This is a genomic window from bacterium, from assembly GCA_030649055.1.
Classification (GTDB): domain Bacteria; phylum Patescibacteriota; class Minisyncoccia; order UBA6257; family JAUSGH01; genus JAUSGH01.
Window position 1 is genome coordinate 1 of the sequence record JAUSGH010000002.1, and the last position, 18,472, is coordinate 18,472.

The following is an 18,472-nucleotide window of genomic DNA, read 5'->3' on the forward strand; positions in this document are numbered from 1 at the left end:
CCAGTGACGGCAAGATTTGTGGCGGTGATCACATCAACAACCAGTCCTCCGCCGGTGATGGTCAATCCTTCAGAGGTGGAGATACCGCCGACGCTGATGCCTCCCACGAAGGTGGAGGTGGCGGCGTCGGTGTTGGTGAGGGAGCCACCGGTGATAGTCAAGCCATTGCCGGAGGCCAGGCCATACGTGGAAACGCCTCCAGCAAAAGTGGAGGTACCGGCAACGTTAGAGGTGAAAGCGGTGGAGACGATCAATTGAGAAGTAGAAGCGAGCGAAGAAACAGTGATTGCAGTGCTTGACGCGTACGGAATTTTCGCGCGCGGAGTCAGCCCGCCGATCTCAAAAATAAATCCGACCTCTGTCGTCGCGGTCGCGCCGATAACCAAAACGTCCGACGTATCAACCTCCACGATCGCAAGACTATCACTTGTCGTCGCAAACGGACTTGTCCCGGAACCGCTGCTCGTTGAGTCCGTCCCCCACACCGGCACGCCACCGGAAATCTTCAAAACAGTGCCGCTGCCACCCGCAGTCAACCGCGTTAACGTATTATCGGCGCTGGCATAAAGAATGTCTCCCGTTGAATACGCATTCTGCCCCGTGCCGCCGAATGTTTCACCGACGGGCGTACCGCGCCAAATACCCGAATTCACAGTCCCGAGCGTAGATGACGATGAAACCACGAGTCGCGAAGTGGATGCGAGATCAGTCACCGCGAGCATTGTAGTTGTGGCAAAAGTTGTCGTCGCGTTCCGCACATACAAACTGTCGATGGTAGATGATCCCGTAGCCGCGAGATTCGCGGAAGCAAGCGTTCCGGTCGCGGTAATATTGGCGACCGAGGTGATGTCACCTGAGATGAGCAGATTCCCCTGCACCGCGAGAGTTGCGGATGGAGAAGTGGTTGAAACGCCGAGATATCGAAGAATAGCCAAGACCGAAGAAGCAAGGAAGTCGCCGGAAGAAATCGTCAACCCGTTCGCAGAAGCGAGACCGTACGCGCTGACTCCTCCCGCGAAAGTAGAGGTGCCGGCGGCATTCACCGTCAATCCCGTGGAGACCACCAACGCCGAAGTGGAGGCGATGCTTGAAACCGTGAGCACCGTCGCCGTCGCGTTGGTGGTGGTGAGGTTGGTGATGGTGGAACTGCCGGTGTTGGCGAGCAAACTTCCGGTGATGACCTGATTGGTGGTTGTGGCAAAAGTGGTTGTCGCATTCCGCACATACAAGCCGTCGATCGTGGAGGATCCGGACACCGCGAGGTTACCCATCGTGAGCGTTCCGGTAGCAGTTACATTTGCCGCAGTGACATTTCCGGAAACAAGCAAATTGCCCTGCACGCCGAGTGTCGCGCCGGGCGATGTCGTCGCAACTCCGACGCTTCCGCCGAGTGTCGCGAGGTACACGCTACTCGTCGCCGTGAATTGCGTGGTGGAGGCATTTGCGAATTGCTGCAATGCTCTCCATGTGTTGGCGTTGTTAAGATTCAACGAAGCAACGACGTCACCGGTGGTGGGTGAAATCGTGAGACTGCCGTCGGAATTTGCAACCGAGGACACTGCGCCCGAACCACTACCGACACATGAACCATTGACGCGGAAACAGCCGCCGGTAAGATCGATGCCGTTCGCGAAGGTAGAGGTGGCAGATGACGAAGTGACATTCAGCGCCAACGCCTGAAGTCCTCCGGCAAACGTGGAGGTGCCGGCGCCATTCACTGTAATCGGAGTGGAAGCAATCAGCGCAGTGGTGGAAGCAGTGCCGGAAACAACGAGATTCGTCGTGGTTGCCGAAATCATCGTCAAATTCGTGATAGTGGAAGTCGCATTATTCACAAGTAAACTCCCGTAAAAAACGGCGTCTCCCGTGACCTGCAAAGTTGACGACGCAAAGAGCCCCCCGGTGGCGTTCACAAATAATAAGTTTGACGTTGCGGAGTTTTGAATCCGAAGAAGATCCGCGGTTTGGCTTGTTGCTCCTCGCAGCAAGAGCGGCATGGCGCTGGTAGACGACGCCTCGATGGTGACCACCGTGCCTCCCACCGGCGTCGTGGTGCCAAACGCTGACGATCCGGTTCCAGAAACAGCAGCTGCAAGCTCGGCGAATACCGCCGAGGAAATCTGCTGCCGCGGTGAAAGAGTTTCAAACGTAGAATTGTCGGACGATGCTTCAACTTGCAAATAGATCGTTGTGGTCGCGTTGTTGAAATTAAAATCCAATGCGTCAGGATAGCTGTTCGCGATGTCGCCGATATTCACGTTGAAGACACCCTGCCGCACAGTTGTGCTGACCGTACCCGGCGCGGATGCCGGCCACACGCGTCCTCCGGCGCCGACGGTCGCGCTCGTCCAAATTGAGAACTTGAAGTAATAGGTCGTACCGCTACCGCCAAGCAAATTACCGTCCTCATCAAGCAACCGTCCCTGATAGCTAAAGATTTGCGGCACACCGGCGGCAGAGGCAACGGCACCTGAAAACAAAAAAGCGATGGCAACAAAAACCACCGCAAGATGTATCGATCGCGCACGAACTTTCTTATAAAAAAACAGGAACAATCTCATAAGCGACCAAGCTTATTTTCTCCAGCAAAACCTCGTTTCTTCTCTATATCATTATTATAGCAAATGGATACAGGTAATTTTTAAGAAAAACTGTGGAAAAGTCCGCACAAAACAAAAACCCCGCCGAGGCGGGATTTTAGGGAATTTATTGCCGATTTTTCACTCCATCCCCTTCTCAATATTTCCGATGTCGTGATGCAATTCGTGCTCCAATTTTTCAATTTCCGCGAGTACACGGTCGCGCTGCTCAATTTCTTTCGTCGTGAGCGCGCGGCGCTTCGCGCTCTGCGCCAAGTCGCGCAGCTGGTCCATCAGTTCTTTTCGAATTTCCGCGAACCCATGATCAAAACGTTCCTCGGCTGCTTGCAACTGTTTCTCCATCAATCCGCGCCGCAATGTTTTAATTTTTTTCCGGAAATATAACAGCACGACACCGAGGATGGATAAGAACGCGAAGATGACTCCCGCGATCACCACGTACCGGATGCGCAAACCGAACACGTTAACGCCGGTGACCACGGACCTGATGATGCGCGGGTTGGACCAGTCGGAAATGATAGCGCCAACAGACTGCCTCGCGCGCACTTCCCAATTCCCTCCGCGCAAATATGTTTTTTCCGCGACCACCCACTCGCCGGTGGAATCCGGTACCGCGGTAAACTTCACCGGTGGCTGATTGTCCGCACGCAGCGTAACCGTCACCACCGCCCTCGGATCTCCCCGTCCCTCGATGTAGAGCACCTCCTCCAACGGATAAAAATAATCTGGACTGATGGAGATATATGGCTCGCCAAGGTCCTGGACCGGCGGCGCGACGGGGGCCACAGCCGCAAAAACCGCGCCGGGAATGAGCATCGCAAAAAGCAAGAAAAACCGTATAAAACCTATGATAAATAGTGCTTTAATCATGCCGATTGTCGTCGCCTTGTGACCGATATTTATCGCGCCCGATGTTCTTCACGTCCTCCCAAAACGCGTGCGTAAGGTGGTGACGGTGCCGCACCCAAAGGAATACAAGCACGATCGCGAAAAACAGCGTGAGTCCGAGTACGATGGGCAACAAAATTGTCCACGGAACGAAAACGAAAAACATGTCCATGCCCTCGGGACCGAAAATCTGGAACCGCGAAGATAAGAGTGTCAGCGTCACCGACTCGTCGCGGAAATTACCGGCCTTGTCATACGCGCGCACCACCACCTCATAGCGTCCGGGTTTCAAACCTGAAAGTTGGTACGGACTTGAGGCCTCAAAGAAAAAGGACGAGTCACCCGGCCCGGTACTCAAGGGCACCATCTTCACTTCAATGTGGTCAAATCCCGACCGCGCGTCGGTGGTGAAAAATCGTAAAATCGGGCGCGGCTCGGTGGTGCGAAGCGACGGCGAAACATCAACGCCAAATGCCGCCGGCGGTTGCGTATCAATGTTCAACGCATAGTGCGAAGTGCCTCCCCAGCTCCCTCCCGCTTTTTCGCGCACATGAAAATACCAGCTCCCGCTTTCAAGGTCACTGAACGTCACCTCCGCGTCTCCAGTCCGCACCGCGGTGTCGGGCGAGGAAATGGGACTATGATCAAGACGGTAGCTGAACCCCTGCGAACTCGGAATCACCGTCCACTTCAGCGTCGGGTTAGGATCGTTGTACCATTTCCCCTGCTCCGGATGCGTCGGTGAAAATACTTCGGGCCCCCGCGCGGGCGGCAGGAGCAACCTAAAAAGAGCCGGCGAAGTTTGTTTCAAAATATTTGTACCAAGTCCGTCGTTCGCGAGCACTGATGTATTTTTTCCAAACGAAATTTTTGCTTCTCCGGGTGCCACCACGCGGAACGTAAACGACTGCACCACGCCCTCGGAAATATTTACGCCCGGAGTGGGGATTCCGCCGATGAAATAAATTTTTCCTTCCTGATTGGAAAACGTCGGCGGACTCGCCCAAATCTGCACGATGGATTTTCCAAGCGATGGATTCGCGATCTGTAATTTTTCCGGCGGAAAATGCAGCTCTGCTTCCACGGTGTTCGCGGCCACGCCTTCGGTATTCAACATTACGGACACGTCAAACGTACTGCCGAGAATAAATGTCCCTGCCGCGGGGCTCAACCGTAACACCGCCGCGTGCGCGGGAAATGCAAACACGAGGGATAACATTGCCGCGAAAGAAAAATTGTACAATGTGCGGTTTAACATAAGACCTGATCCCCACTACTCATCATAACAACTCAACTCGCAATCAACGCTCGCGGCGACGGAACAAAAACCGCATAGCCGGCCAAAATTCAAAAATAACCATCCAAAGTAATGCCGTGAACAGCAGCAAAAGAAGCAAAAGAATAAACAATAAGCGCATAAACCAAAAAACAGAGAGTGCTCTCGTCGACGTCGTCGGCGCCAGCACCGGCCCCGTCGCTTGCGGCGCAAGAATGTTTGATGCCTGCGCGAAGGCGTTCAACGGAGATGTTTCATACAACGCGCGCGGCAACGCGGCGTCAGGACGCGGAATCGGCAACGGTGCGGTCCAATTAGCAAAAAGGAGGCTTAGTGCTTTTCCGGTAATTAATTTGGGCTGCGAGAGCAGTATGCTGAAATCGCTCAGATTTATGTCGGTGTCGCAGTTAAAGTCAGAACGCGTTCCGGCGTCGCATCCCGGCAAAGCCGATGGTGGCGCCGGCTCGGGCTTGCCGAGAATGAACTCGATAATCTGCTGATACAACGGCTGCGGCGCGGGGCCCGGCGGACCATTCCCATTGCCTCCTCCTCCGCCTCCACCCTCATCACCGCCGCCAGTCCCTGCCGGCGTCGCAGAAACCTCATTTGACGTTACGATGGAATTACTAAATGCATCCTCGGCGCGCACGACAAAATAATATGTCGTGCCGTTCGTGAGTCCGGTGACGGTCGTCGTAAGCACGTTGCCGACCGAGGTATACGCATAACCGCTTCCGGCAGTCGTGCTTCGTCCCACGTTATAACCCCCGACCGTCCAACCGAGTGCGCCCACCGATGCCGTCCATGTCACTGTCACTTGGGCATCACCCGCAGCGGCGGTAGCAACCGGCGCATTCACGTACGGGTAATACAGAAATCCACCCTTCACGTCAAAATTTGTTATCGTACTTTCGCCGATGGCCGGCTGCTGCAGCGCGCCATACAACTGAAAGTTTGATGATGCTCCATATCCGCCCGGCACCGCAATAACCGGCGCGGAGATACGAAAATTTGACGACGTAAATTCTTGCGCAAACGCGGGTGGTGCGAAAAGGAGAATGGCGGAAATTAAACCCGCTACATAGATTAAGCTTGCTTTGCGAGTTATGATACTCATTGTCTTGCGGAAGACAGATAAAGCTCATTAATTTCTGTCGCATTCAATGCGCGGTTGTAGATGCGGACGTCGTCAATTTGGCCGTTAAAAGGCACGTTGCTCCAATTCAGATCATCACCAATTCTCATCCCGCTCACCCCTGCATCAATCAACGCTTTCGTGTGAGCAAAAGTTCCGCTTACCGATGGAGCGCCGTTAAGATACGCCGTTACGGTTGATCCATTAATAGATACGACGACGTGATTCCAAACATTATTATTTATCGTGAAAGCGAACTGCCCCCACTCTTGATTACTTTGGCCATCGTACGACACAAAATCAAGGACGGTTCCGCTCGTGATACGCAATATCCAGTTCCCATTAAACCCGACTGCAGAATATTTATTACTTGACGCAAGCGCCTGAAGACCAGTTGTTGAACGACGATTAAACCACATCGAAATAGTCATTGTGGTTCCGAGAGATAATGATGAACTCGCGGGGACGGCAACATAATCACTGCTCCCATTAAACGAAAGCGCCTGGCCCACAACCCCAGCTCGCACGCTTTTGTTTGTAAGTCCGACAGCATCTCCATTATTCCCATTCCCCGACTTATCTAATATCTCCGCGCTAGCGCTTGCCCAATTCACATCCGGCCCATTAAACGACCACATACCGACGAGTCCATTGTTGAAACTGCTATTTTGGTTCGCGTTAATTGTTGTGCGATAACTTCCCTCTTCATAAAGGCGCTTAATCTCGTCAACGCTTAATGCGCGGTTGTAGATACGGACATCGTCTATAGGGCCTGGAAAATTACCGTATGCAGAATACCTGCCGATCTCGGCGTTTCGAGCCGTAGTGCCATAACCAATACCTGAATTCGCCACAGGGGTCATGTCAAGAATGCCATTTATATATACATTCATAAATGACCCAGTCCATGTTGCGGCGACATGATACCATTGATTTGCGGCGAGAACAGTTTTTGAATCCGCCGTTACCCAGACGCCGTTAAATATATAAAGACGGATGACATTCGTGGAAAGACCCGTCAAGAAAAATCCGCCAGTTGAGTTAGATGCTTCCGGTGAAGCAAAAATGCCGCTCCATGTCACCATATTCGCGGTACGCTTAACCCAAGCCGATACCGTAAAAGCAGTAGTAGGCTTGAGCGTCGCGGATTGCGTAAGGGCAATGTAATCGTTACTACCATCAAAACTAGCTGCGTTGCCCACCCTACCAGAAGCAGTATGAAGATTTGCCACCGTAACATTGTCGTACATTGTTCCGGCGTTGTTGTTGCCGCTCCTATCGGTGGTCGTGGTGCACGTATCACACTCATCAAAATTCCAATGACCAACTAAGCCATTTTTCGGCGATGAGCGAATACGCACAATCCCCTGCGCCACCTTCAATAATTTCATCGTCGCTTCCGCCAACGGCTGGCGCCAATAAAACCCGGCGCTAAAAATACCGAGTACAGTGGCGGCAATAATTATTTTTTTTTGACGGCCGTACATAAATAATATTATCTAACCCGTCAGCACAATGCGGGTTTATTATTCAGTATAACACTCATGCGAGCTTCTTCTCAAAGAAGTCGTGATTTGCTAGCATAAATGAGATGCAAAAATCACTCGTCTACTTCATCGGCATCGGCGGCATCGGCATCAGCGCCCTGGCGCGCTGGTTCCGCGCGAACGGCTACGACGTTGCCGGTTCCGACCTTACCAAAAGCTCCACGACGGATGAACTCGCACGCGAGGGCATTGCCGTTGCCATCGGCGCGCACGACGAGAAACGCATGTCTAAAAAAATCACACGCATCATCTACAACCAAGCCATTCGCGATGACAATCCCGAACTCGTACGCGCCAAAGAACTCGGCATTCCCGTCTCCACGTATCCGCAGGCATTGGGCGAGCTCACAAAAATTTATAGGACAATAGCCATCGCCGGCGCGCACGGCAAAAGCACCACGACCTCAATGGTCGCGCTTATCATGCAGCGCGCAAAAATGGATCCCACAGTCATCGTCGGCACCAAACTCAAAGAATTCGGCAACCGAAATTTCCGCCGTGGCGGAAGTGATCACCTCGTCATTGAAGCGGACGAATGGAAGGCGTCATTTCTGAATTACTTCCCGTTCGCGGCACTGGTCACAAACATTGATCGCGAGCATTTGGATTTTTACAAAAACTTTACCGCTATAAAAAAAGCATTCGTCCGATTTTTGGAAAACGTGCATCCCTATGGTCTCGTGGTGCTGAACAAGGACGACAAAAATTTATTCGCGCTCCGAAAGCGCATCAAGCGTCCGCTTGTGTGGTATACGATCAAAAGTAAGGAAGCGGACGCAATCAAAAAAGTGATGCAAATTCCGGGCGAGCACAACTGGTCGGACGCGACCGGTGCCTACACGCTCTGCCGTGCCCTCGGTATCAAAAAAAGCGTCATTTTATCAGCAATTTCTCACTATACCGGTGCGTGGCGCCGCAGCGAATTCCGAGGGCGTTTCCTAGGGAGTGATGTCTACGACGACTACGGCCATCACCCCACCGAAATCAAAGCGACGCTCGCGGGATTCCGCGAAAAATTCCCTAATCGGAAAATCATTTGCGTCTTCCAACCGCATCAGCGCGAACGGTTGAAGTTACTGTTCAAAGATTTTGTCGGCGCGTTTGACTCGGCCGACGATGTCGTCCTACTCCCCCTGTACGCCGTCGCCGGCCGAGATGCCGGATCTGCGTCCGTCTCATCCGAAAAATTAGCGCTCGCGATTGAAAAGCGTTCCGGAAAAAATATCGCTGTCGCAACGTCGGTTTCCGCGCTCAAAAAAATTCTTGCCGACTTGCGCGTTCAGAATAAAGAAACTATCGTCATCATGATGGGCGCGGGAAGCATCAATGAGTGGAGCGACAAGTTAATCCAATAAGTCCTATTGGTCTTATGAGTCCTATTTGTCCTATATGAGCTTATTTGATTACAAAGACGAAGATCAGTTTAGGGAAAAATGTGGTTACACCATTGACGGCTTGTGGTATCCGCGCGTGACGAAAATTCTTGACATCAAGTCAAAGCCCGCGCTCTATTATTACTACGGCGAAGCCAAAAGCTACAAAGCCGCACAAGAAGCAACCGAACTCTCCGCGAAAGAAGGCACGCTCGTCCACGAAACCGTACAGAAATTATTAGTCGGCGAACATCCCCCGATTGATCCCTCTATCCGCCCCGCGGTGGAGGGCGCCATGAAATTCGTAGAGGAACACGGCATACAATTTGACGCGGCATATATTGAAAAACGCATTTGCAACAAAGACGCGCGCTACGCGGGAACGATTGACGCGATTGCCTTAATCAACGGCCAGCTCGGCGTGCTGGACATCAAAACCTCGCAGGCAATTTACCGCGACTACAACCTCCAAACCTCGGCATACATGGCGGCGCTGACACCGGAAATAAAAAACTTGAACACGCGCTGGATCTTCCGCATTGACCAAAATAAAACGTGCTTCCGTTGCAACGCAACCCTCCGGCCCAAAGGAGGACGCGAAAAAATCCGCCGCGGCAACCACGTGCTCTGCGCGGAAAACGATCACGACTGGGGCCCCCTAACCGGCGTTCCCGAACTTAAAGAAATGCCATTTTGGAAAGCAGATTTTGAAGGATTTTTGGGCGCCAAAAAACTCTGGGAGTGGGAGAACGAGAGCTGGTTAAAGAAAATTGGCTATTGTTAGCCGATGTAAATTTCTCATATTTCATTAAGGTTGTCCTTCGATCAACTCAGGAACTAAAATTTTTATTCCCTGAGCGGAGGCGCTAGCAAGCGCCGTAGTCGAAGGGCTACGATATTCAGAAATTTTATTCCCTGAGCTTGTCGAAGGGCTACTATGAACGCTATCCCCTCAGCCGCTTCATAATGTCTTCTTCGATTGCCCGCAAATCCCCTCCGTAACGCTTGCGGGATTGCTCGCGAAGAATATGCAGCGAATCCTCTTGGTCCCTGGACGCGCGGATGGTTTGGATGTTAAAGGGAGGCGCTGTCTGCCCGCCAATCAGGAGCTTCGCGTACGCGTTGTAGTTATCAATGTTGATAAGGTCGCCTTTCGTAAACGTCGGCTCAAACTGCTTCACGAGAAACTCGGCATCCGCCGCTCCCACGCGGAACACGACTAAAGACCCGACGTTGCCGAACACCGCGTCGCGGATTTTCTCCTGCAGTTGCGCGATAAACTGGTGCGCAACAACGAGGTCTAGGTGATATTTGCGCGCCTCGGAAAGAATGGTGGCGATGGAATCCGTCGTAAAGTTTTGGAACTCATCAATGTAAAGATAAAAATCGCGCCGCTTCGGCTCCGGCACATCCACGCGCGATAATGATGCCATCAAAAGCTTCCCCACGATCACCATACCCAAAAGTCCGGCGTTAATGTCGCCGATGCGCCCCTTCGCGAGGTTCACGAGCAAAATTTTCCCTTCGTCCATCACTTTGCGGAAATTGAACGCCGACTTCCGCTGACCGATAATCGGGCGCACGTAATCGTTCGCGATGAAGTTGTTGAACTTGGAAGTGATATACGGCGTCATGTTGGCAAGCGACGCTTCGCCGCCGGCTTTCACCGCCTCTTTCTCCCAGAAATCAATTACCGTAGGGTTGTGAATCCGCGCGAGTTTTCGTTTCCGGAACTCCACGTCCGTAAAAATACGCGGCACCTCCATCAGCGTTGCCGGTTCGTTCTCCGCGTCTTCCATCAGGAGCAGTAAGGCGTTCCGCATATACTGCTCAAACATCGGGCCCATTGTTTCTTGCGAAAAAAGTTTATTGAAAATACCCTGCATTTCATTCACAATAAACGTCTTTTGCTCCGGATAATTCGGGTCATATTCCAGCATATTTAAGCCCAGCGGATACATCCGGTCGCCCGGGTCAAACACAATCACGTCGTCATAACGCTCCGGCGGAATTGCCGCGAGAATCGCGTCCACCAAATCTCCATGCGGATCTATGATTGCCGCGCCTTTCCCGGCGGCGATGTCCGCCCGCACCATATTGACGAGCAGGTTAGATTTACCCGTGCCGGTCTGACCGACAACATACACATGCCGCCGCCGATCCTCATCGGTAATATAAATCGGCTTGCGCTCGCCGCGATACAAACTTTCGCCGATAAGCGTGCCACCCTTAGGAAGCGCCGACGGAGGAGCCGCCTCGCGCGCCTTCACGGCCTTCACGCGCGGAATGTCCGTCGTCGCAATCGGGAAATGAAAAATACTCGCGAGTTCATCGGAGGAAAGTATCATCGCCTCACTAGAGTCATATTCGCGAAAAATATATTTATAAATGGCCTTGCGCGTGTCACTATATTGTTTCACCTGAAACTCGTTGCGCTGCGGCGAATAAAACTGCGCGAATGATCCGCTGAGTCCCTCCAATAATTCAGAAGCACGGTATGGCGTCGGCGCCGAAGCAATCAACCGCACATTCACGCTAAACAAAGGCTTGCTGATTTTTTGATCCAGCGCCTTAATCGCATCCTCGTCAATAATCTTTTGTTCTTTATCCTTTTTTTCTCTGTCCGCTTTGGAAAGCGGCAATTCAATGCGCGCATGCAACACGTGCTCCAGCTTTTCTCCTTTTTTGAGTTTTGAAATAAAATGCGAGATTTTTGACTTTGTTCCGCGCGGCGCTGCTGCCACAACAACCTGCAGGGCAATCCCCTCGCCCACCGTGTTCATTTTTGAGAAGTTACTGAGGAGAGGCGCGAACGTGTCCACTTTCGCCTCGGCGTACGTGCGCACCGGCAACGCGTAATGCTTTTTGAGTTTCACGTACGCGGCAACCACCTCGCCCTGCGGGTTAAAAATGGTGTAGTCCTCATGCACGGTGTCCACCTGCGATTGCGGCCACAGTCCCTGAATTTGCCGAGCGGCAAACTCCGCGTATGGCCGCTCCACCGCGATATAAAACACAATTTCCTCGCCAACATTATGCACCGCGATTTCAAATACCGCAGGCGCGTCCGGTTTTACGAGCAACGACAGGAGCTGCGACGTAAGCGCAATTTCGTTCAACGGATCAGCGGTCGTTCCTTTGTGCTCTTCCGTCGCGCGCACCGGCAACCGCACCAAGAGCAGTCGGCGGTTCAGCGCCTGCGCCAGTCGCTGATGACGCAAATACCGCCGAAGAAAATAACCCCCGACTATCGTAGCGCCAACCGCCGCGAATATGATACTGAATGTCAAAGGAGAAACCATATATGGTACTTATTCCCTGAGCTTGTCGAAGGGATACATTAAAGCAACCCGCGTCTGACCATCTCCTCATGCAACTTTCCCGTCAACGCATCGTGGAACATATCCAAAAGCGCCGGACCGTCTTTTTGCTTTGCGAGCGCCCGCGCCTCCGCAACCGCCGCGTCAATACCCTTGTGCCACGCAACGTCCACCAACTGCTCAACCTTCAACCGCATCTCGGGAGTCGCGTCGTCGGAATACGCTGGAAGCGGTGACGCGCCGGCCGATGCCGCCGCCTCATGCCCCGCCCCGCCCGCCGGTTCTCCCTCGCGGATTTTTGCGCCCAACGCGGCCTTAATCACCTCGCGGCTTTCAATTTCTTTTTGCCGCTCCACCTCCACCGCAAGCCGCTTCATATCCGCCTCTAAGCTACCATGTTCATCAAACTTTTGTTCCATCGTTTTATTATAGCGCATCCTTGTCATTGCGAGGAGACCGACAGCCATCGGCCGACGAAGCAATCTTACATTATCGTCCGTCATTGCGAAGCCGACCGCGGTCGGCTGTGGCAATCTCACTCTCCTTATTTCCTGAGCCTGTCGAAGGAATACATTAAAAAGAAAACCAGCCGCCCCATCGGGAACGGCTGGCATTCGCGTCTGGCCTGTGCTACCCCAGCTTCTTCCTGTTCCTGGCCGCCTCAATCGCAACCGGAGGCGTGTTCTCCAACCTCACATCGGTTTCGCACGAAGGACAGGCAACGTGATACTCGAGGAATCCTTCCAAGCCCCCGACCTCCTTCACGTCTTCCGCCTTCACGCAGTAGACCGCAGCACAGTCCGGATGCTTGCAGGTCAACTTCTTGCTCCACTCCTTCGGACCTTCCAGGATCTCCGCCATGGCTAACTCCTCCAAAACGAACACATTCATTATACGCTCTATCTAAGCAAAAGTCAAGCATTTATACTCCACCATTACGCGGCCGCGTATTAGTGGAGTAATGTTAGTGCGCGCTCTCCCGCAAGCACAACGCTAAAAACCGTAAACGGCTCAACGGCAGTGCGCTGTTGAGCCGTTAAAAAACATAGGATTTATCTTCTTTTTTAACATCAAAAAATGCTTAAAATCAAAGGCGTGCAACGCCTACCTTATCATCACTCCTACCTCCAAAGAATGGTGCTCCACAAAAAGGCGCGGCGCTCATTTTCGGCAACATATTGGAGCGATGCGTGAAATTCACGAGTAAAGAAATCGCGAAGTCGGAACAATGGCGCTGTGTGAATCCCGCAGGTCCGATGGCCATCGGACCGGAGGTTGAGTTCGCCTTGTTCCGGTAACTTCCGCGATTTTTTACGAATAGAATTTCCGCGAGCGGAAATCGTTGCTGAAAATGAGCGCGGCGCCGCTCTAGTATTCGAGGCGGAGCGGGTAAGAAAAAGAATGGGGCGGCGAAACACAAAAAATCGTCGACAAAAATAAGCGCGGCGGCATCCTAATCCTACCCGTGCTTAATTTCCACAACATCTCCATCCTGCACCACATACTCCTTCCCTTCCTGCCGTAGCCACCCCTTCTGCCTCGCCGCGCTCCACGTAACAGCCTCCAACAACTTCTGCCAATTAATCGTCTCCATACGGATAAACTTCTTCTCAAAATCCGTATGAATCACGCCTGCGGCTTGCGGAGCTTTCATCCCGCGCTCAATCGTCCACGCCCGCGTCTCATCTTCGCCCGTCGTAAAAAAACTGATCAAGTTCAAGCTCTTATACGCCTCGCGCACCAACTCCGGAATTTCACTAACCACACCCACATCAACAACGAGATACGAGGCACCTAGCGCTGTAATTTTATCTTTGAGCGCCTGCGGCACGTCCGCCTCCACGCCATTCAACAAATAAATCTGCGGCTTCGCGGAAAGCAACTGTAAGCCGCTGATCGCCGGCTCATGCCCCATATCCAAAATCAACTCGCCTTTTTCCAACCGCGCTTTTGCTTTCTCCAACACCACAAGCTCCGCCGCAGCTTCCTTTTTCCCTCCGCGCGCTTCCTTGCCGGCGCTCTCCATCCTCTTCGCCACTGTGTCCAAATCCTTCAACACCAATTCGGTGTTGATAATGTCCATGTCGCGCAACGGATCCACGGTATTCTCCACGTGGATAATTTCGCTGCCGCCGAAGCACCGCAGCACCTCCACAATCGCGCTACACTCGCGTATGTGCGACAGGAACTTGTTTCCCAATCCTTCACCCGTACTCGCCCCTTTCACAAGCCCCGCGATGTCATAAAACTCCACGATCGCCGGCACCCGCTTCTTTGATTTACTCATCGCAACCAACTTATCCACCCGCTCGTCGGGAACAGGAACAATGCCCACATTTGGGTCAATGGTACAAAAAGGATAATTCGCGATATTCACCTCATTCTTCGTGAGGATTTTGAACAGCGTTGACTTGCCGACATTCGGGAGGCCAACAATGCCGATGGATAGTTTCATCCCGTTAGAAGCAGATCGCAATCAGCGCTCTGCAAAATTATTTACTGGTAATATGAATACCGTACAGTAAAAAGTAGCGACCGCAAACCTCGCGCGATCGCGGCTTCTAACGGGATTCATCATTCAGTATTATACCGCTAAATCTTTCAAAAGAAAAGGCGTCTGACGCTTGCGATATTTTCCCCGTCATCCTACAATCATGAAAGCAGTTCCAGCATAAGGAGTCATTATGCGTCGCTGTTTTACGCAATGCGGAAAGCAAGTCAGTGGTGAGGGTCTCACACTCGAATACCGGTATGGCGGCGACGCAGAGGAGGTTCGCTTTTGCTTCAAGGTAGTCGCTGTTGACCCCAAAACACTTCCGAAAGACCACGAAGCGCCGGTCGTCGGAACACTACTGCCGTTCTACCCGACATACACGGAAGGTGGAATGGCCCCTACATACCTTGAAACATGGCCGGAGATGGAACCCGGTTCGCTTCCCCGCCTCAAGATCGACGATCTTTACGGAGACAAGCCGGTGCTCACGTTCATCTAGTCCGCGGCTTCAACGGCAAACCGCCACTTCTTCCCCGCCCATAAAGGTCCCGCGCATCGCACTCCGATGCGCGGGCATTTCCTTTTGCGACCAATCAGCCATAATAAAATCACTAATTAAAAAATTAATATATGGACAACAATCAACAAACTCCGGTGGGTTCACGAACAAAAACAGTAACATACGTCGTCGGCGCGGTCATTTTGCTTTTGATCATTTCCGGTTTGATCGGAAACCGCTTCGGGAAAAACGCCGTAGAGAAAGCGCTTGAAGCGCAGACCGGCGGCGATGTTACGGTAAACACCGACGCAAGCGGAGCAACAACCGTTGAAACCAGTCAAGGAACATTTTCCACAGGAGGCGTGATGCCGAAAAACTGGCCATCAGACGCGCCAACATATCCCAAGGCAAGCATCACATACTCAGGGGCGGTAAATGATCCGTCGGGCACATCCGGCATCAGCGTTTCACTCACCACCACGGACTCCGTACAACAAGTCACCGATTATTTCGCTCAAGCATTAACATCCGCCGGCTGGGAAATCGTATCAAACACCAAAATCCCTAGCGGCGGCTCCGTGCAAGCAAAAAAAGGCGCCCGGATATTCGCAGTCATCGCAATGCGGCTGGGAGAAAAAACAAATATTACGCTCGTAAGCGGAAGCACGAAATAATCGCCGCTTTTCTTTCTTGCTTCATTGTTTTCTTGATTTATCGCTGCACCTCCTCTCCCTCCGCGATCATCCGGTCAAGCTCCTCCATCACGTCATCCGGTATCGGAATTGCCTTGCCGGGCTTACTTATCCCCGGATACCTCCACGCGCTGATGATAGTCATTTTTGGTTTGCATAGCGACACCCGCAGCGCCTCCAGTTTTGCGTCCCCATGCTTTATTGTTTTATTGCTTTGTTGCTTTTTTGCCTCCTGTACCATCACCCAAATTTCCTCCTTGCGCCTCGGCGTATCATTCCGCTGCATCACCGCCACCGTGTTCGGCGCGACTCCCTCCTCGCGCCGCGTGCCATTCTTAATCACGCGCCGAATACGCCCCTCGCCGAGGCCATAGTGGATCATTTTACTTTTCACATGCGACGTCCAATGCGTAGCAGTATCATCTTTTGGAAATCGTAGCAACATGTATCAAAAGCATAAGACAAAGACATATAAAAATGAAGAAGCCCGCTTGCGCGGTCTTCCTCACGAGGACTGAGATCTCTCTAGCAGCACATTGCTGCACTGCGCGATCCTTCCTTACGGTTGAACCTTCTGTTCCTCTATCCTCACCTGTAATGGTGAACCAACGCGCCAAGTTGTCAAACGGGGGGTGTGGATAAGTTTACGGCAGCAAAAACCGCACCGGCACCTCCACCGCCGCATCGTGTTCCAGCAAACCGCTCGGGTTGTCTTTTTGAAACACGACTTTGCCGGTTGGCGTTCCGGGCGCGCGAAACTCCACGCTACCGGAAAACGGCACAAAATCCTCGGTCATCCACTCATCCTCGGCTTGCGCAATACCAACGCCAAGCTCCGCCCCGCTCGCGTCAAAAACGCGCACCGGAAAACTCGCTTCAAAAAACCAATACCCCCGCGCCTTGCCGGAAAATGCAAGCGGGCTTGCAATGACGTCATCGGCTTTCGGAGTAAAAATCACTATCAGCGGCCGCTCACGCCACAACAGTAAAAAAATAAAGACGATCGCCGCAACCGCAGTGAGAATGAGTAGCTTTTTCATGAGATATTTTTATTATATACAAATTTTGAGAGTTTTGTTATGCTATGGGCAGTATCCCGCCTGCATGAATCTGAAGGGAGTATAAGTTATGAACGGACTCGAAACCCCTGCGGTGGAATGGAGTGAGCGGCTAGGAACGCCAAACGGCGTACAGATTGCCCAGGTACTCCGACACTTCCACGAACGGCCCATGCTTCTTGCGCCACCGGTTGATCATCTCGAGACAACGGCACGACCGTTTCTTGAAGCGATCGGTGTGAGCTGCAGCGACATCGCCGCCCTGACACTTGCGGACATCAAGAACAACCCGAACATCACGCTGACCAGCAGCTTTGCCGACATCGTCTGGAAGTGGGGCAATCTCCGCGAGCGCGCGGAAGAGTATGACGACGGCGGCGTTTCGGCGCTAGAAGTCATAAACACCGCGGCGTGCATGCTGGAGGAACGGCTCGCGAGGCCGATCTTCTGGGAAATCAGCCACGGATTGCCGCACGGCACTGTACTGTCGCAAAATATCCAGACAGCAATGTTTGAAGGACTCTCCTTCACACTGATACACCTCGTCATCCTGCTCTCCATCGGCGACGGAGATAGCGCCGAAACGCTTGGGCCGTGGTGCACGTTCTACCTGAACGGCAACATTCCCCTCGGCGTGAACGAGCATGACACGTTCCTGTTCCTCACGCGGTAGAACCCCGCGAGCCGCAAACAGCCGCGAAGCCCCCGCCACCTCGGCGCGGGGCTTCTTCTTTTGAGACGCAAACAGGGAATCCATCGCTTATTAAAATTCCCGCCGTTATACCCTCATTCGCGCGAATGGTGGAATGATAAGTTTGACATCCGCGCCGCCATCAGTTATCATATACGACAGTAAGTGGCAATCATTCGGTTATCACCTGTTGGAGAAAATCCGATGGACACCCTGATAATCCTCGGTTCCATCTTCGGATGGCTCGCCATTGGCTTCGCGCACACCTCGCTCCAGCTTCACGCAACCCATGCGGCATTCGGCCGCAAGGATCGGTTTGTGGAGACGATCTGCGGACCCATCGCGCAAGTACTGGACAATTACGCGATCCTCTACATTCTCCTAGGTCCCGCGGGTCTCCTGTTCACGGGAACGTGGATCAGGCTCCGCGCGACGGTATCCGAGCCGATACCTCAGCCGACTAACAAGTAGCCCCATCCGTCCCTCGACCCACCACCCCGCGGTAGCCCTAGGCTACTCGGGGTGGTCTTAATTTTGCCAAAACCGTTATACTCTCATTCGCTCATTCGTGCGCCTGCCCGCCTCTGGAGGGAATGGTGGAATGATAAACAGAAAAATATTACAACCACTATAGCAACGAGATGATATATTTTGCGGCCGGCTCTTGCTGTGTCGCGAGCCGATAAAACACCCGCGAGCTATGCTGTGTCTTTTCTATGATGTTCGCGGCGCTCAATACGCCAAGATGCTTTGACGTCGCCTTGAGTGAAAGATCGATTTCCTCGGCGATACTGCCAACGAACGCCGATTGGTGTCGCTTGATATACTCCACAATCGCAAGGCGACGTTTGTTTGCTAGCGCCTTGAGTACGCGTTCCAAATTTTTTATATTTTGCATA

The 18,472-nt window shown here is 52.6% G+C and carries 18 protein-coding genes; 6 read left to right on the forward strand and 12 right to left on the reverse strand.

From position 1 onward, the window contains the following. From Q7R85_00360 to Q7R85_00380, 5 genes are all read right to left on the reverse strand, one after another. Positions 1–2,561 (reverse strand): hypothetical protein (locus tag Q7R85_00360; GenBank protein ID MDO8584558.1); only part of this gene is annotated, 2,561 nt, incomplete at its 3' end. A gap of 159 nt (positions 2,562–2,720) precedes the next feature. Next, on the reverse strand, positions 2,721–3,470 hold the full coding sequence (locus Q7R85_00365) for a hypothetical protein (protein MDO8584559.1): 750 nt from the start codon (positions 3,468–3,470) through the stop codon (positions 2,721–2,723). Beyond that, a complete protein-coding gene (locus Q7R85_00370; protein MDO8584560.1) occupies positions 3,463–4,746 on the reverse strand; it encodes a cohesin domain-containing protein in 1,284 nt (427 codons plus the stop codon). Before Q7R85_00370 ends, Q7R85_00365 begins: the two co-directional genes overlap by 8 nt. A 43-nt stretch (positions 4,747–4,789) precedes the next feature. Further along, positions 4,790–5,881: a hypothetical protein gene (locus tag Q7R85_00375; protein MDO8584561.1), complete on the reverse strand. Its 1,092-nt coding sequence runs from the start codon at positions 5,879–5,881 to the stop codon at positions 4,790–4,792. Next, complete coding sequence (locus Q7R85_00380; GenBank protein ID MDO8584562.1) at positions 5,878–7,386, reverse strand: LamG domain-containing protein; 1,509 nt, start codon at positions 7,384–7,386, stop codon at positions 5,878–5,880. The genes Q7R85_00375 and Q7R85_00380 overlap by 4 nt, the downstream gene beginning before the upstream one ends. A gap of 104 nt (positions 7,387–7,490) precedes the next feature. On the opposite strand from Q7R85_00380, the gene murC reads away from it, so the two are divergent. After that, positions 7,491–8,801, forward strand: a complete 1,311-nt coding sequence (gene murC, locus Q7R85_00385) for a UDP-N-acetylmuramate--L-alanine ligase (GenBank protein MDO8584563.1) — start codon at positions 7,491–7,493, stop codon at positions 8,799–8,801. Between the two features lie 34 nt (positions 8,802–8,835). Continuing rightward, positions 8,836–9,603, forward strand: a complete 768-nt coding sequence (locus tag Q7R85_00390; protein MDO8584564.1) for a hypothetical protein — start codon at positions 8,836–8,838, stop codon at positions 9,601–9,603. Positions 9,604–9,763: 160 nt separating this feature from the next. On the opposite strand, the gene Q7R85_00395 is transcribed toward Q7R85_00390, so the two are convergent. From Q7R85_00395 to Q7R85_00410, 4 genes are all read right to left on the reverse strand, one after another. Beyond that, positions 9,764–12,121 carry a type IV secretion system DNA-binding domain-containing protein gene (locus tag Q7R85_00395; GenBank protein MDO8584565.1) on the reverse strand — a complete coding sequence of 786 codons (2,358 nt, stop codon included), beginning with the start codon at positions 12,119–12,121 and terminating at the stop codon, positions 9,764–9,766. 38 nt (positions 12,122–12,159) lie between these two features. Next, positions 12,160–12,753, reverse strand: coding sequence for a hypothetical protein (locus tag Q7R85_00400; GenBank protein MDO8584566.1), 594 nt, complete (start codon positions 12,751–12,753; stop codon positions 12,160–12,162). Positions 12,754–12,769: 16 nt separating this feature from the next. After that, positions 12,770–13,000: a hypothetical protein gene (locus Q7R85_00405; protein MDO8584567.1), complete on the reverse strand. Its 231-nt coding sequence runs from the start codon at positions 12,998–13,000 to the stop codon at positions 12,770–12,772. A 598-nt stretch (positions 13,001–13,598) separates the two neighbouring features. Beyond that, complete coding sequence (locus tag Q7R85_00410) at positions 13,599–14,594, reverse strand: redox-regulated ATPase YchF (protein ID MDO8584568.1); 996 nt, start codon at positions 14,592–14,594, stop codon at positions 13,599–13,601. A gap of 229 nt (positions 14,595–14,823) precedes the next feature. On the opposite strand from Q7R85_00410, the gene Q7R85_00415 reads away from it, so the two are divergent. Together Q7R85_00415 and Q7R85_00420 are read left to right on the forward strand one after the other, a co-directional pair. Then, a complete protein-coding gene (locus Q7R85_00415; protein MDO8584569.1) occupies positions 14,824–15,132 on the forward strand; it encodes a hypothetical protein in 309 nt (102 codons plus the stop codon). A gap of 131 nt (positions 15,133–15,263) precedes the next feature. Further along, positions 15,264–15,806 carry a hypothetical protein gene (locus Q7R85_00420; GenBank protein MDO8584570.1) on the forward strand — a complete coding sequence of 181 codons (543 nt, stop codon included), beginning with the start codon at positions 15,264–15,266 and terminating at the stop codon, positions 15,804–15,806. A gap of 37 nt (positions 15,807–15,843) precedes the next feature. On the opposite strand, the gene Q7R85_00425 is transcribed toward Q7R85_00420, so the two are convergent. Together Q7R85_00425 and Q7R85_00430 are read right to left on the reverse strand one after the other, a co-directional pair. Next, positions 15,844–16,218: a hypothetical protein gene (locus Q7R85_00425; GenBank protein ID MDO8584571.1), complete on the reverse strand. Its 375-nt coding sequence runs from the start codon at positions 16,216–16,218 to the stop codon at positions 15,844–15,846. Between the two features lie 250 nt (positions 16,219–16,468). Then, complete coding sequence (locus Q7R85_00430; GenBank protein ID MDO8584572.1) at positions 16,469–16,864, reverse strand: Gmad2 immunoglobulin-like domain-containing protein; 396 nt, start codon at positions 16,862–16,864, stop codon at positions 16,469–16,471. A gap of 88 nt (positions 16,865–16,952) precedes the next feature. Between Q7R85_00430 and Q7R85_00435 the strand changes: the two genes are divergently transcribed. Then, entirely contained in the window at positions 16,953–17,555 is a 603-nt protein-coding gene (locus Q7R85_00435) for a hypothetical protein (protein ID MDO8584573.1), read from the forward strand. A gap of 222 nt (positions 17,556–17,777) precedes the next feature. Next, positions 17,778–18,044, forward strand: a complete 267-nt coding sequence (locus tag Q7R85_00440) for a hypothetical protein (GenBank protein MDO8584574.1) — start codon at positions 17,778–17,780, stop codon at positions 18,042–18,044. Positions 18,045–18,201: 157 nt separating this feature from the next. On the opposite strand, the gene Q7R85_00445 is transcribed toward Q7R85_00440, so the two are convergent. Further along, positions 18,202–18,471, reverse strand: a complete 270-nt coding sequence (locus tag Q7R85_00445; protein ID MDO8584575.1) for a metalloregulator ArsR/SmtB family transcription factor — start codon at positions 18,469–18,471, stop codon at positions 18,202–18,204. Position 18,472 lies beyond the last annotated feature (1 nt).